Source organism: Micromonospora sp. NPDC049051 (assembly GCF_043197575.1).
Taxonomy (GTDB): Bacteria; Actinomycetota; Actinomycetes; order Mycobacteriales; family Micromonosporaceae; genus Micromonospora.
This window is the reverse complement of sequence record NZ_JBICTL010000002.1, coordinates 361,438-375,120: the sequence shown is the minus strand read 5'-3', so window position 1 is coordinate 375,120 and position 13,683 is coordinate 361,438. Positions and strand designations below refer to the sequence as shown.

The 13,683-nt window shown below is 72.6% G+C and carries 11 protein-coding genes and 1 riboswitch; of the genes, 4 read left to right on the top strand and 7 right to left on the bottom strand.

Annotation, left to right across the window (positions count from 1 at the left end):
- Positions 1-122: 122 nt before the first annotated feature.
- The 3 genes from ACGFIR_RS08980 to ACGFIR_RS08970 form a co-directional block, all read right to left on the bottom strand.
- A complete protein-coding gene (locus tag ACGFIR_RS08980) occupies positions 123-1,454 on the bottom strand; it encodes a uracil-xanthine permease family protein (protein WP_393006193.1) in 1,332 nt (443 codons plus the stop codon).
- A 143-nt stretch (positions 1,455-1,597) separates the two neighbouring features.
- A complete protein-coding gene (locus ACGFIR_RS08975) occupies positions 1,598-2,233 on the bottom strand; it encodes an alpha-ketoglutarate-dependent dioxygenase AlkB (protein WP_393006191.1) in 636 nt (211 codons plus the stop codon).
- 156 nt (positions 2,234-2,389) lie between these two features.
- Positions 2,390-3,715, bottom strand: a complete 1,326-nt coding sequence (locus ACGFIR_RS08970) for a polysaccharide pyruvyl transferase family protein (RefSeq protein WP_393144057.1) — start codon at positions 3,713-3,715, stop codon at positions 2,390-2,392.
- A 311-nt stretch (positions 3,716-4,026) separates the two neighbouring features.
- Between ACGFIR_RS08970 and ACGFIR_RS08965 the strand changes: the two genes are divergently transcribed.
- From ACGFIR_RS08965 to ACGFIR_RS08955, 3 genes are all read left to right on the top strand, one after another.
- Positions 4,027-5,274 (top strand): acyltransferase family protein, encoded by a 1,248-nt coding sequence (locus ACGFIR_RS08965; RefSeq protein ID WP_393144055.1) that lies wholly within the window; start codon positions 4,027-4,029, stop codon positions 5,272-5,274.
- 341 nt (positions 5,275-5,615) lie between these two features.
- Positions 5,616-5,756: riboswitch (cyclic di-AMP (ydaO/yuaA leader) on the top strand.
- A 232-nt stretch (positions 5,757-5,988) separates the two neighbouring features.
- The gene (locus ACGFIR_RS08960; RefSeq protein WP_393144053.1) at positions 5,989-6,834 is read left to right on the top strand and encodes a C39 family peptidase; all 846 of its coding nucleotides are present in this window, start codon (positions 5,989-5,991) and stop codon (positions 6,832-6,834) included.
- 103 nt (positions 6,835-6,937) lie between these two features.
- The gene (locus ACGFIR_RS08955) at positions 6,938-7,684 is read left to right on the top strand and encodes an alpha/beta fold hydrolase (protein WP_393144051.1); all 747 of its coding nucleotides are present in this window, start codon (positions 6,938-6,940) and stop codon (positions 7,682-7,684) included.
- A 9-nt stretch (positions 7,685-7,693) separates the two neighbouring features.
- On the opposite strand, the gene ACGFIR_RS08950 is transcribed toward ACGFIR_RS08955, so the two are convergent.
- The 4 genes from ACGFIR_RS08950 to ACGFIR_RS08935 all read right to left on the bottom strand — a co-directional run bounded on the left by ACGFIR_RS08950 (position 7,694) and on the right by ACGFIR_RS08935 (position 12,816).
- The gene (locus ACGFIR_RS08950; RefSeq protein WP_393144049.1) at positions 7,694-9,421 is read right to left on the bottom strand and encodes a CDP-glycerol glycerophosphotransferase family protein; all 1,728 of its coding nucleotides are present in this window, start codon (positions 9,419-9,421) and stop codon (positions 7,694-7,696) included.
- A gap of 38 nt (positions 9,422-9,459) precedes the next feature.
- Positions 9,460-10,962, bottom strand: a complete 1,503-nt coding sequence (locus ACGFIR_RS08945) for an SDR family NAD(P)-dependent oxidoreductase (protein WP_393144047.1) — start codon at positions 10,960-10,962, stop codon at positions 9,460-9,462.
- 146 nt (positions 10,963-11,108) lie between these two features.
- A complete protein-coding gene (locus tag ACGFIR_RS08940) occupies positions 11,109-11,894 on the bottom strand; it encodes an ABC transporter ATP-binding protein (RefSeq protein ID WP_393006328.1) in 786 nt (261 codons plus the stop codon).
- Between the two features lie 25 nt (positions 11,895-11,919).
- Positions 11,920-12,816 carry an ABC transporter permease gene (locus tag ACGFIR_RS08935; protein WP_393006177.1) on the bottom strand — a complete coding sequence of 299 codons (897 nt, stop codon included), beginning with the start codon at positions 12,814-12,816 and terminating at the stop codon, positions 11,920-11,922.
- Positions 12,817-12,968: 152 nt separating this feature from the next.
- On the opposite strand from ACGFIR_RS08935, the gene ACGFIR_RS08930 reads away from it, so the two are divergent.
- Positions 12,969-13,640 carry a TetR/AcrR family transcriptional regulator gene (locus ACGFIR_RS08930; RefSeq protein ID WP_393006175.1) on the top strand — a complete coding sequence of 224 codons (672 nt, stop codon included), beginning with the start codon at positions 12,969-12,971 and terminating at the stop codon, positions 13,638-13,640.
- The last annotated feature ends 43 nt before the right edge of the window (positions 13,641-13,683 follow it).

Sequence of the window (13,683 nt, the reverse complement as noted above, 5' to 3'; positions counted from 1 at the left end):
CCCGTTGATCATGAAGTTGTTGTCGCGACACGCCGCTGCGACAGGCAACAACTTCATGATCAACGGGGCGAGACGGTCGGGCGGGGCGAGGCGGGCGGGGTGGGACGGGCGGGGCGGGTTCGTCAGGGTTTCGGGGTGGTGGGGGTGGTGCCGCGTAGGTGGGCCACCAGGCGCATGCCGTGGTAGACGGCGAGGGCGGCGGCGGTGCCCAGGGCGATGCCGTTGAACGAGAGGTCCCCGGCGGTGAGGGTGTAGTTGGCGGCGCCGACGATCACCGCGACGGCGGCGGTCATCAGGTTCACCGGGTCGTGGAAGTCCACCCGGCTCTCGATCCAGATCCGCGCGCCGAGGATGGCGATCAGGCCGTACAGGGCGGTGGTGGCGCCGCCGAGCACGCCGGCCGGCACGGTGAGGATCAACGCGCCGAACTTCGGGCTGAGCCCTAGCAGCACCGCCGTCAGGCCGGCGATCCAGTACGCGGCGGTGGAGTAGACCCGCGTCGCCGCCATCACACCGATGTTCTCCGCGTAGGTGGTGGTGCCGGACCCGCCGCCGGACCCGGCGAGCATCGTGGCCAACCCGTCGCCCATGAACGCCCGACCCATGTCCCGGTCCAGGTTCCGGCCGGTCATCGCGGCGACCGCCTTCACGTGCCCGGCGTTCTCGGCGATCAGCACCAGGATCACGGGGATCACCAGTACGACCGCGCGCAGGCTGAAGCTCGGCGCGTGGAACTCGGGCAGGCCGACCCAGGCCGCGTCGCGCAGGCCGTCGACCGCTGCCGGGTCCAGGTCGCCGAGCACGGCGGCGAGGCCCCAACCGACCCCCACCCCCAGCAGGATGGACAGCCGGGCCAGGAAGCCCCGGAACGCCACCGTGGCGAGCAGGATGGCGGCCAGGGTCACCACGGCGATCAGCGGCTGGGCCTTCACGCCGGTGCCGCTGCCGTCGCCGTCCCAGGCGACCGGGGCGAGGTTCAGGCCGATCAGCGCGACGATCGCCCCGGTGACCACGGGTGGCATCAGCGCGTCGATCCAGCGTGACCCGGCGAGCTGGACGACCAGCCCGACGGCGGCCAGCGCCGCGCCGGCGACGACGATGCCGCCGAGCGCCGGGCCGATGTCGCCGCCGGCCTTGGCCGCCAGCACCGGCGCGATGAAGGCGAAGGACGAGCCGAGGTACGAGGGCAGCCGGTTGCCGGTGATCAGCAGGAACAGCAGGGTGCCGAGCCCGGAGAAGAAGAGCGTGGTGGCGGGCGGGAAGCCGGTGATCAGCGGCACCGTGAAGGTGGCGCCGAACATCGCCACGACGTGCTGCACGCCGACGCCGAGGGTGCGGGGCCAGGAGAGGCGCTCGCCGGGGTGGACCACGTCGCCGGGGCGGATGGACCGGCCGTCGCCGTGGACCGCCCACGCGGACCAACGGGAGCGCGGCTCGGTGGAGGACTGGGTCATGAAACGCCCTTCGCGTCGTGACGAGGTGACGGGGGCGCAGGTGAGACCCAGGAGTCGTTTCTAGCAGAGGCCCGGTACGGCCCGGCCGGTGGCCTGGGCGCAAGCGGCCCCGCTCACCGCCGGTCGCGGCCTGGTCGGGCGGGTCAGGCGACGCCGGCCGGGCGGAACTGGACGCTGACCCGGGGCCCGACCGGGCGGGTGGTCTTGGGCACGGCGTGCTCCCAGGTGCGCTGGCAGGAACCGCCCATCACCACGAGGTCGCCGTGACCGAGCGGGAAGCGCAGGCTGTCGCCGCCGCCGCGGGGCCGGAGCAGCAGCGGGCGGGGCGAGCCGAACGAGACGATGGCGACCATGGTGTCGGTGTGCGCGGAGCGGCCCTGGGTGTCGCCGTGCCAGGCGACGCTGTCCCGGCCGGAGCGGTAGAGGCACATGCCGGCGGTGACGAAGGGCTCGCCGAGTTCGGGGGCGTAGTGCCGGGTGAGGGCGGTGCGCGCCTCGGTGAGCAGCGGGTGCGGCAGCGTACGGTCGCCGGCGTACCAGCAGAGCAGCCGGGGCACGTCGACCTCGGCGTCGTACATCGTGCGGCGCTCGGCCCGCCAGGGGACGTCCCGCAACAGGACGTCGAAGATCTCGTCGGAGCCGCTGACCCAGCCGGGGAGGTGGTCGACCCAGGCGCCGCGGGTGAGCGGGTGCCGGCGCAGCCGCCCGGCCAGCGGGCTCAGCGACGGGCCGGCGGCGGCGAGGTCGAGCATCGACGGTTGGTAGGCGGGCCCGGTCATCCGCGCAGCATACCCGCCATGTTGGTACAGGTGTACGACGTGTCGCCTTCGGTGGCCGGTCGACCTCGGCGGTGGCCTCGCCGTCGGCGAAGGTCGTCACCATGACCACGTCTCCGGTCCCGTGACCGTGACCGGGACCGGCGCCGTACCGCCGCGTCAGCGTTTGAGCATCCGGCGCACCTGGCCCCCGAGCACCTGCTTCACCCGGGCCTGCAGGCGCTGCCCGCGCAGCGTCTCCGCCTCCCTGCGCAGTTCGACGTTGCGGTCGTGCAGCCACTGGATCCGCGTCAGCAGCGCCTCGGGGGCGGTCGCGGCGGCCGGGCGTACGGCGGGCGGGAAGGTGGTGGAGCGCACCTGCGCGTCGAACCGGGCCGCGCTGTCGCCGTCGGCGAAGGAGTTGCCGAGGTCGTGCTTGGCGAGGAAGGCCAGCATGGTCTCGTAGCGCGACCGGTGTCCGGCGTTGAGCGCCGTGTAGTTCGCCTCCTCGTAGAGTTCGGCGGCGTCGATGTCGGCCGGCACCTCCTTCATCACCCGGTGCGGGATGTCGAAGTACCGGGCGAGTTCCAGGGTGCGCGAGTCGTGGGCGAACAGGTAGCCGGGCGTGCCGGCGACCAGCGCGGTGATGGTGCCGTGGATGCGGGTGCCGAACGCGAACTCGAACCCGGAGAGGTAGTCCATCCAGGTCCAGGGGTCGACGAACATCCGCACCTTGTCCTCGGTGAACAGCGGGTGCGAGGTGTGGATCGGGATCTTGCTGGACTTGCCCCGGTCCGCGGGGGCGTCGCCGTAGAGCAGGGTGCCGAGCGTCTTGAGGTCCTGCGGCAGGTAGCGCAGGTTCGGGTACCGCTCGTGGTGCCGGGCGATGATCTCTGCCATCGACGAGACGTACGGCGAGACGGTGAGCGCGAGCCTGTCCTCCGGGGCCAGCGCCGCCTTGCGCTTCTGCACCCGCAGGCTGTCGCCGTGCAGGAACATCGACGGGCAGCCGATCACGTCGACGGCCGAGAAGCCCAGGGTGCGCAGGTAGTCGTGGGTGATCTCGCCCCGGACGCCGATGCTGTGCGAGCGGTCGAGGACGGCCCGTACGAACCGGGTGACGACGTCGTCGATCGGGCGCAGGTACTCCCGGTCGCCGTGGATGTCGGTCTGCACGCCGACCCCGAGCACCACCACCGGGATCTTCAGCTGCTCGATCAGCTTCGTCATGGTCTCGATGCGGTGGGCGTAGCTGCGCCGGAAGGCGTTGGCGAGCGGTACGACGTAGACGTCGTACCGCTCGTTGATCATGTCGGCCTCGCGCAGGTTGACCCTGAACTCGGTCGAGGTGATCTCGGCGGTGGCGGTGCGCAGCAGCTTGTGGGCGGCGTGGCTGAAGACGAGGTTGCCGTTGTTCTCGCCGATCCAGTTCCGCTCGAACGTCTCCTCGGGGGAGTAGACGTCGAACGGACCCTTCTTCGCCCGCATCAGGATGCGCCGGTGCATTCGTCCCGCCTCTCGTCACCTTCGGGTCCCGGAATACTAGCCAGGCATCCGGCGCGGACCCGGACGCCCTGCGCTGCCGTCTCGGGACAAAACGCCTCGACCATCGGGAACCGGGGAGGGCGTCCACGCCTGTCGGGGCATAACGGACACTCGCGGACGGTACGGAACAGAGCCTCACGTTCGGCAGGTAGGGTGCCCGACGGGCGGTACCGACCGGTGGGCCGCCAGCAGGCCCCGCGGGGCGCCTGCCCGCGGAGGGCCGAGGAGGAGACGTACGTGCTGGTGAGCCTGCGGAGCGCCGGGATGTCGGCATGACGGACGCCGCGACCGTCGCGCCGGCCGAACGGCCCGCGTCCTCGGCCAACCGCCTGCCGTCGCTGACGGGGCTGCGCTGGGTCGCCGCCCTGCTCGTCTTCGGGTTCCACGCCGCGACGATGGGCATCATCGCCGAGCCCGGCCACAAGGCCGTCGTGGACTGGATCTTCACCCTCGGCCTGTCCGGCGTGCAGTTCTTCTTCATCCTCAGCGGCTTCGTGCTGGTCTGGTCGGCGCGGCCCACCGACACCCGCCGGGCGTTCTGGCGCCGCCGGGTGGCCAAGATCTGGCCGAGCCACGTGGTGCTGTGGGGGGCGGCCCTGGCGGTCGCGGCCTGGTTCGCCGACCCGGTGGACCGGTTCGTCGCCGTGGAGAACCTGTTCCTCCTCCAGGCCTGGGACCCCCGGCCGGGCCACTTCTACAGCATCAACACGGTCAGCTGGTCGCTGTCCTGCGAGTTCTTCTTCTACCTCTGCCTGCCGCTGGCGCTGCCGCTGATCCGTCGGGCCCGGCCGTGGGCGCTGTGGGCCGTCGTGGTCGCGGTGCCGCTGCTGATCCTGGCGCTCTGGCCGGGCCAGGCCCTGGTGCCGGAGGAGAGCCGCTGGTGGTTCACCCAGGTCTTTCCGCCCGTACGGTCGCTGGAGTTCTGGATGGGCGTCGCCGCCGCCGAGCTGATGCGGCGGGGCCGCTGGCGGGGCCCGCGCCTGCCCGTCGCCAGCCTCGTCTTCGTGGCGACCTGGCTGGTCGCCGCGCAGTGGGTCCGCGCCGAACTGTGGGCGGCCCTGCTCTCGGTGGCGTACATCCTGGTCATCACCGCGGCGGCCGACGCGGACGTGCGCGGGCGGCGCTCGCCGTGGCGGTCCCGTCCGATGATCTGGCTCGGCGAGGTCTCCTTCGCCTTCTACCTGGTGCACGTCCTGGTGATGATCACCGTCCTGCGGCTCACCGGCGACTGGGGCGTGGGCTTCCGCGGCTGGTGGGGACTGGCGGTGGTGCTCGGCTTCCTGCTGGTGAACCTGGCCCTGGCCGGCCTGCTGCACCGCTTCGTGGAGAAGCCGATGATGCGGCTGCTCACCCCGCGCCGGCCCGCCCGGCCGACGCCGCCCGGCGGGGACGACGCCGGGAGCACCTCCGGCGGTACCGGGCCGGCGGAGGCGTCGGGGAAGCGGGACAGCGCCGTGCCGCGCCCCCGGTCCGCCGAGCCACGGACCGGGGACCGACCGGCGTACGTCGACTCACGCTGACCGTCCCGGCGGGCGGGACGTTCCCGCCGGGGCCGGCCCGCGCACGGACGGTAATCCCACGGTTTCGGTGACGCCGGTCACCATGGCGCCGAATCGGTCAACCAACGTGCGCGGGTCGATTCACGCCGCGAATTCGGGGTGCCGATGTCCGCCTGCTTGACCCCTCGTCCCCCGGAGGGCTCCCAGAAACGGTCGTCCCATTGAGTCACGACAGTGGCTCGATGCCCGCAAAATCGGGCCCAGGATCCAGGTTTAGGCAGGTGGGGTGGGGTTGGCAGGGCGCGAACCGGCCAGTAATGTCGGCGCGTCCGGTGCGGTACCCGATCGCCAGAGGGCGACGCCGCGCCGACCCGCCTAATCGTGAACGACGAACCGGGGACCCACTGCTTCATGGGGTGAATCCGAGGGCCGTAGGCCCTTGGTAGGGCGTTCTTCCCGCCCGAATCCGTCAGCTAACCCGGTCGGCGGTGTCGGAAGGAGTTCCATCCTCGTGCAGCACCCATCCGCCCCTCGGTTGTTCCGCCGTCTCCACGGCGTCGCGGTGCCCGCGCTCCTCGGCCAGCAGGTCGTGAGCTGACCGACCGGTCACCGTCGTTCGTCGCCCGGCATCCCGGGCGCACCCCCTGAGCAGCCCAGCACCCCGCACGGACGCCCGTCCGCGCGGTCGGTCCGCCCTGCCCTCGGCACGGATCGCGGGCTGCCCACCCCGAGCCCGTGGAGGAAACCGTGAAGCACCACCTCAAGCGACAGCTGCGTCGCCTCACGTCCGAACGTCCGTACCAGCTGGCCGCCGCGTCCGCCGCCGCGCTCGTGCTGGCGTCGGGCACGGGCGCGCTGCTGGCCAGCACCGACGAGGCCCCCGCCGCCGCGCAGGCCCCGGTCGCCGCGACCGAATCGCGCGACGACGACGCCGCCTCGCGCGGAGCGGCCCGGGTCACGACCGCCCCGTCCAGCGCCGCTCCGGCGGCCTCCAGCGCAGCCCCCTCGGCCAGCGCCTCCAGCGCCGCCGCCAACCCGGATGTGACCCGTGAGCCGGAGCGGCCGAAGCCCCCGGCGGCCAAGAGCCTGAACTACGACTACCAGGCCCAGACCACCTTCTACAACTGCGGCCCGGCGGCCGTCCGGCACGCCCTCAGCGCCGCCGGCATCGCGCGCAGCCAGGACACCCTCGGCGCCCAGCTTGGTACCGACCAGATGGGCACCGACTCCGCCGAGGACACCACCCGCGTGCTGAACGCGACGGTGAAGGGTGCGCCGTACCGGACCCGGATGATTCCCGGCGGCGCCGCCACCCCGGCCCAGATGGACCGGCTCCAGGCCGACGTCGTCGCGGCCATCGGCGACGGGCGGGGCGTCGTGGTGAACGTGGCCGGCAGCGCCACGGACACCAACGGCGGCTGGCACTCGTTCCCCGGCGGTCACTACGTCGCCGTCGTCGGCTACCAGGACGAGGGCCGGCTGGTGAAGATCGCCGACTCGGCGAACCCCGCGACCGCCTCGTACTGGATGAGCACCATCGCCCTGGCGAACTGGGCCGCCACCCGCGGCTACTCCGCCTGAGCGACACCGTCGGGCGTCGGCTCCCACCCGGGGGCCGGCGCCCGATGTCGTGTCCGGGTCACGGCCCTCGCCCTCGGCCCGCCCGGGTGACAGACTGCGCTGCATGGTCGACGGAACGGGTGACCGGGAGGACGGCCGGCGCGTGCTCCTGCTGCTGCACGGCATGGGCGCCACCGGCGAGGTGTGGCTGCCGTGGGCGCCGCTGCTGGAACGCCGGTGGGCGGGGCGGTGGCTGGCGCCGGACCTCGCCGGCCACGGCTGGTCGCCGCCGCTGCCGGAGTACTCGTTCGCGGGGCTGGCCGCGCGGATCGCCGCCGCCCTGCCGGCGGGGGAACGGCTCGTCGTGCTGGGCCACTCCCTCGGCGGGGTGGTCGGGCTGGCGCTGGCCGCCCGCGGCGCCGGCCTGCCGGTCGACGCCGTGGTCGGGGTCGGCATCAAGGCGGTCTGGTCACCGGCGGAGCTGGCGAAGGCAGGCGAGTTGGCGACCCGGCCGGTGACCTGGTTCGCCAGCCGGGACGAGGCGGCCCGCCGCTACCTGCGGGTGGCCGGGCTGACCGGGCTCGTCGCCCCGGAGCATCCGATCGTGGCGGCCGGGCTGCGCCAGGTCAACGGCCGCTGGCGGCTGGCGATGGACCCCGCCGCGTTCGGCGTGGGCGAGCCGGGCCTACCCGCCCTGCTGGCGGCCACCGACGTGCCGGTGCTGCTGGCCCGCGGCGAGCACGACCCCATGGTCACCGACGCCCAGCTCAAGGAGTTGGGCGTGCCGGTCGCCACCCTGCCCGGCCTCGGGCACAACGCCCACGTCGAGGCCCCCGAGGCGGTCCTGGCCCTCGTCGACCCCTACCGCTGACCGGAGGCGTCAGGTGGTGGGGGAGAGCGTCGCCTCGTCCGGGTCGACCGGCACGCCGGGCCCGCCGGCGGTACGCGGGGCCGGCGGGTTCCAGCCCTCGTCGAGCTGCCGCCGCGCCGCCGCCAGGAACGCCTCGGCGTACGACTCGGCCGGGAAGTCGCCCAGGTAGCGGCTCCGGGTGGTCCACCGCGCCGAGGCCAGCGGATCGGTGTCCAGCAGCGCGGTCAGCACCTCGTCGACGTTGGACATGTCGGGCCGCAGCACGTAGCCCGACCCGGCGAGGGGGAACTGCTCGCCGAACCGGTCGCCGGAGCCCACCATGTCGGTCACCGCGTACGGCTTGCCCGAGTAGAGGTAGTCGGAGATCACCCCGGAGACGTCGGAGATGAGCGCGTCCGAGCGGTTCACGCACTCGGTCAGGGTCAGCTCCCGGCTGGCGGCGGCGCCGAAGACGTGCTGCCGGCCGCTGCGGGCCCGGTCCGCGGCCAGCAGCTCGGTGAGCCGGCCCAGCTGGCGGGCGGAGGCCGGGTTCTGCGAGGTGTACGGGTGGGCCCGCAGGATCACCGTCGCGCCCCGGTCGAGCAGCCGGCGGAGCAGCTTCTCGGCCACCGGCAGGGAGCAGTAGTTGGCGTCGGCGTTGTGCCCCGTCCAGGTCGGCGTGTAGAGCACCGTCGGGTTGGCCCGCCCGGACGCCGCCTCGGGGCGTACCTCGATCGCCTCGACCTGCGGGCGGCCGACGACGACGAACTTCTCCGCCGGGATGTCGACCCCGGCGCGGGCGTACCGGTCGATGGCGGCCTGACCGGCGACGAAGATCCGGTCGAAGATCGCCGAGACCGGGTTGGCGCTCGGGGCCTTGTCGCTGTCGCCGTGGTGCAGCTGGACGTGGGTCAGCTGGGTAAAGCGGATGCAGTGGCTGTTCTTCGCGCCGTGGTTGACGTAGAACGCCACCCGCAGGCTCGGCACCAGCGCCTCGTCCATCGCCCTCGTGGTGGGGCAGTAGACCACGGGCGCGCTGGTGGCCGCCGCGATCACGGGCAGGAACTCCGGCTCGCGCACCATCACCAGGAACGGCCGCCCGATCCGCTCCAGGTACGGCAGCCACATGGTGACCTGGTACTCCGAGCCCGGCGGGGCGGAGAAATGGAGCAGGAACTCGGGCTGGTGCCGGCGCAGCGCGCGGGACACCGCCGAGCCGCCGGCCCCCGGGCGGAACCGGCGTCGGGCCAGGTCCAGCCCGACCGCCCCGGCACCGGCGGCCACCAGCAGCACGGCCGCCAGCGCGACCCCGGCCGGCAGCGCCGCGACGGCGGCCAGCGCCAGCAGGGCGAGCAGCCCTGACAGCGCGTCGCCGAGGCGGGCGGCGACCAGCGGCGTCCAGGTGCGCACCGGCAGGTTCGCGGCGCGTACCTCCAGTCCACCGGCGTCCCGCAGCGGATTGACCAGCAGTACCAGTCCCAGCAGGACCAGGGCGGTCGCGGCCAGCGCCGGATCGAACCCGGCGTCGAGGCGGCGGGCGTAGCCGACCAGGATCGCCGCCGCGACCAGCGCGGTCTCCGCCGCGTTGTCGGCGCCCGGCCGTACCCGCCGCTCCCAGGTGGCGGCCGCGAGGGCGGCCACGGCCAGCCCCAGCCCCCAGCCGGTCGCGCCGGTCAGCGCGACGACGAGGAACGCCAGCACCGCCAGGCCGGTGGCCAGCGCGCGGGCGAGCAGCTTCCGAACCAGGTCACCACGCATGTCGGCTCCGTTTCCCGCCGTGGCCCGAAAATCCGCCGTCAGCCGAGGCCGGCCGGGCTGGCGTCCCGCTCGGCGCGCGGCGGGCCCGGCTGGGCCGGCACCTCGCCCGGCGCGCGGCGCACGTCGATGACCTGGCCGGTCAGGTCCGAGATCAGCACGTCCAGCGACGCCTGGGCGACGGTCTCGGCGGCGAGCAGGGTGTGCTCCGGTTCCTCGCCGAACGCCTTGGTGCGCATCGGGGTCGCGGTCCGCTCGGGGTTGACGCAGTTGACCCGTACGCCGAACTCCGCCCACTCGTCCGACAGCGCCTGGGTGAGGTTGACCAGGGCCGCCTTGGTGGAGGAGTAGAGCGCGTAGTCGGCCCGGCCGCGGGTGTAGGAGCTGGAGGTGTAGAGCAGCAGCTGGCCCTTGGTCTGCTGGAGGTAGGGCAGCGACTGGCGGGCCACGATGACCGGCCCCACGAAGTTGACCTGGAGCACCCGGTCCATGGTCTCCTGGTCCATCTCCGAGAGGGGACCCTTCTCCAGGATGCCGGCGGTGACCACCACGTGGTCGATCCGCCCGGTGGCCTCGAAGGCGGTCTTCAGCGCCGCCTCGACGTCCTCGGCGCGCTCGACGTGGGTGCCGGTGCTGGAGCGGCTGAACGGGAAGACCTGCGCGCCGTAGCGGCGGGCCAGCTCGGCGAGGTCGTGGCCGATGCCGTAGCTGCCGCCGAAGATCACGATGGTCCGGCCGGTCAGCTCCTCGGTGTAGCTGCGCTCGTCGGTCACCCGGGGCGCCTGCGCGGCGGCGAGCTGGAACAGCTTGTCCGCCAGGTGCACGTCGACCGGGTGGGTGACCTTGATGTTCTCGTCGGAACCGTCGATGACCTTGATCGGGGTGCCGGGCAGGTAGCGCAGCACCACCCCGCAGTCGTCGGTCGCGGCGAAGTGCGGGTCGCCCTCGGCGAGCCGGTAGGCCTCGCGGATGGTGCCCGAACGGAACGCCTGCGGGGTCTGGCCCCGGCGCAGCGAGGAGCGCACCGGGATGTCGGTGATGCAGTCGTCCCCGTCGACCTGGATGATCGTGTCGGCCGACGGGATGGCCACGTCGACCGCCGCGTACGTCCAGAGCGCGTTCACGCACTCCCGGACGATCCGGCCGCTGACCAGGGGCCGTACCGCGTCGTGGAAGAGGATGTTGCAGTCGCCCTCGCCGACGGCGTCGAGCGCGATCCGGGTGGTGGCGTTGCGGGTGTCGCCGCCCTCGATGACCCTGGTGACCTTGCGGAAGCCGGCCTTGTCGACGATCTGCTGCGCGTCGGCGACGTGGCCGGTGGCCATCAGCACGATGATCTCGTCGATCTCGGGCGCCGCCTCGAAGACCGCCAGGGTGTGCTCGATGATCGGCTTGCCGGCGATCTTCAGCAGCTGCTTCGGGATGCCGAGGCCCAGCCGGGTGCCCGTGCCGCCGGCCAGCACCACCGCCACCGTCCGCGAGGGCCGCCACGGTACCGGGTTCTCCGGTGCGGCGTCCGGGCCAGCGGTGTGGTCCTGCGTCATTGCCGAAGCCTCACTCTCAGGGTGCGTGAACAGAAGGTTCCGCCCGCGCGGCGACCGGATGAACCTTAACGCGCGAACCGCGCCGCCCTCACGGGGCGACGCGGTCGGCCGGCACCGGGCGGATGCCGTACGTGCGCCGGGGCGCGCTACTTGCCGGTGAACGCCTCGTACTCCCGGACGACCTCGTCGGTCGGGCCGTCCATGCGCAGGACGCCCGATTCCAGCCAGATCGTCCGGTCACAGGTGTCCCGGATGGAGGAGAGCTGGTGGCTGACGAGGAACACCGTGCCGGCGCCCTCCCGCAGCTCCCGTACCCGCCGCTCGCTGCGCTTGCGGAAGATCTTGTCGCCGGTCGCGAGGGCCTCGTCGATGAGCAGCACGTCGTGCTTCTTGGCCGACGAGATGGAGAAGCGCAGCCGGGCCGCCATGCCGGAGGAGTAGGTGCGCATCGGCAGCGAGGCGAAGTCGCCCCGCTGGTTGATGCCGGAGAACTCGATGATCTCGGGCGTCTGCCGCTGCACCTCCTCGGGCGACATGCCCATGGCCAGGCAGCCCAGCACGACGTTGCGCTCGCCGGAGAGGTCGTTGAGCAGGGCCGCGTTGACCCCGAGCAGCGAGGGCTGCCCCTGCGTGTAGACCGCGCCGCGGTTGACCGGGAGCAGGCCGGCGATGGCACGCAGCATGGTCGACTTGCCCGAGCCGTTGCTGCCGATCAGCCCGATCGCCTCGCCCCGGTACGCGGTGAAGCTGACCCCCTTGACCGCGTGCACCTCCCGGATGTTCGGCGCCGAGGTGCGGCTCACGAGCCGCTTGAGCGCGCCGACCGGGCCGCCGCCCCCGCCGGCGCCCTTGTGCACCCGGTAGATGACGTGCGCGTCCTCCACCACCACGGTGGGGATGCGCTCCCGCACCTGGGGCAGCGTCACCGTCACGTCGTTGGACGAATCGAACTGCTGCTCAACCACGGCCGTACTCCTGTTCGCCCCGCCAGAAGTAGATGAAACCCCCGACGCCCATCACGATCGCCCAACCCAGCGCCGTCACCCAGAGTTGGAGCAGGGAGGAGCTGAGCAGCGGCGTGCTCTCCAGCAGCGAGACCCGGGCCAGCTCGATGTAGACCAGCGCCGGGTTGAGCTCGACCAGCCCCGAGGCCCAGGACGGCAGGTGCTGCTCGAAGAGCGCCACGCTGTAGAGCACGCCGGAGCCGTACATCCAGGTGCGCATCACGAAGGGCATGACCTGCTTGAGGTCCGCCAGCTTCGAGCCCATCCGGGCCATCGCCATGGTGAGCCCGGCGTTGAAGACCGTCTGGAGCAGGATCGCCGGCGGCAGCATCAGCCAGGCCAGGGTGATCGGCTCGCCGGTCACCAGCACGATGGCGAGGAGTACCACCATCGAGCCGAGGAGCTGCTGGAACTGGGTGATCGTCACGGCCAGCGGCAGGCAGGCCCGGGGGAAGTGCAGCGCCCGGATCAGGCCCAGGTTGCTGGTGATCGACTGCGTGCCGTTCTGCACCGCGGTCTGGGTGAAGTTGAAGATGAACAGGCCGGTGCAGAGGTAGGCGATGAAGTTCGGGGTCCTGTTCTGCGCCAGCACCACGCCGAAGATCAGGTAGTAGACCGCCGCGTTGGTCAGCGGGGTGAGTACCTGCCACAGCTGCCCCAGCCGGGCGTTGCTGAACGACGCCACCAGCTTGGCGTTGGCGTACGCGGCGATGAAGTGCCGGTAGTGCCAGAGCTGCCCCGCGTATTCGCCCAGGGCCGGCCGCTCACCGGCGAACCGGAGACCGTACCGCTGGGCGAGCTGGGCCCCGGTGAGCCCGGAATCCGGGTCGGCCACCGTGGTGTTGGCCATGGTTGGGCACTCCGATCTCATTCGTGCCAACGGGATGCGGGCGACGACGGGAGAACGTGGCCGGTGCGGAGCGCCGCCCTCGTCGCCGGGCGAACCGTAGTGGAAAACACGTCGGGACGCAACCGTACCGTCGCTGCGCTACATTGTTGCACGTGAAGACCGATAAGAGGCGGGTGCCGGCCGGTGCGGCGGTGCTCCGTGACGACATCACCACGGCCATCCGCCGCGCGGTCACGCAGGAGCTGGCGGAGGTCGGCTACGGCCGGTTGTCGATCGAGGCGGTGGCCCGGCGGGCCGGGGTCAGCAAGACGGCGATCTACCGCCGGTGGCGCTCCAAGCTCGAGCTGGTGGTGGACATGGTCTCCGCGGTCGCCGGCCGCAAGCTGCCCGTGGTGGACGCCGGGAGCCTGCACGGGGACGTGGAGCTGCTGCTGCTCGTCGCCGCCCGGGCGCTGCGCCACCCGCTGGCCTCGCAGATCATCCCGGACCTGCTCGCCGAGGCGGCGCGCAACCCGCAGATCGCCGAGACCCTCCAGCGGACCCTGACCGGCTACCAGGACCGCGTCGGCGAGCTCGTCGTCGGCCGGGCGGTCGAGCGGGGTGAACTGCCGGCGGGAGCCGACCGGCGCGGCGTGGCAGACCTGATCGTCGGGCCGGTCTACTGGCGACTGGCCATCTCCCGGGCGCCTCTTGACACGCCGGAGATCGCCCGCATGGCCGCCGCGATCGTCGCGGCCCTGCGGGTAGCATGTACCGGTCCGTCCCTCGACGAGTGGAATTCGCGGTCCATGACCACGTCTGAACCCCACCCGGCCGGTGCGTGAACGTTGACCTCGTCGGTCTCGGCCCACTTCGCAACGGGCTAGT

What these genes read in the sequence shown, in the direction of transcription:
- ACGFIR_RS08980 (WP_393006193.1), bottom strand. Translation starts at nt 1,454, where the DNA reads ATGACCCAGTCCTCCACCGAGCCGCGCTCCCGTTGGTCCGCGTGGGCG.
- ACGFIR_RS08975 (WP_393006191.1), bottom strand. Translation starts at nt 2,233, where the DNA reads ATGACCGGGCCCGCCTACCAACCGTCGATGCTCGACCTCGCCGCCGCC.
- ACGFIR_RS08970 (WP_393144057.1), bottom strand. Translation starts at nt 3,715, where the DNA reads ATGCACCGGCGCATCCTGATGCGGGCGAAGAAGGGTCCGTTCGACGTC.
- ACGFIR_RS08965 (WP_393144055.1), top strand. Translation starts at nt 4,027, where the DNA reads ATGACGGACGCCGCGACCGTCGCGCCGGCCGAACGGCCCGCGTCCTCG.
- ACGFIR_RS08955 (WP_393144051.1), top strand. Translation starts at nt 6,938, where the DNA reads ATGGTCGACGGAACGGGTGACCGGGAGGACGGCCGGCGCGTGCTCCTG.
- ACGFIR_RS08950 (WP_393144049.1), bottom strand. Translation starts at nt 9,421, where the DNA reads ATGCGTGGTGACCTGGTTCGGAAGCTGCTCGCCCGCGCGCTGGCCACC.
- ACGFIR_RS08945 (WP_393144047.1), bottom strand. Translation starts at nt 10,962, where the DNA reads ATGACGCAGGACCACACCGCTGGCCCGGACGCCGCACCGGAGAACCCG.
- ACGFIR_RS08935 (WP_393006177.1), bottom strand. Translation starts at nt 12,816, where the DNA reads ATGGCCAACACCACGGTGGCCGACCCGGATTCCGGGCTCACCGGGGCC.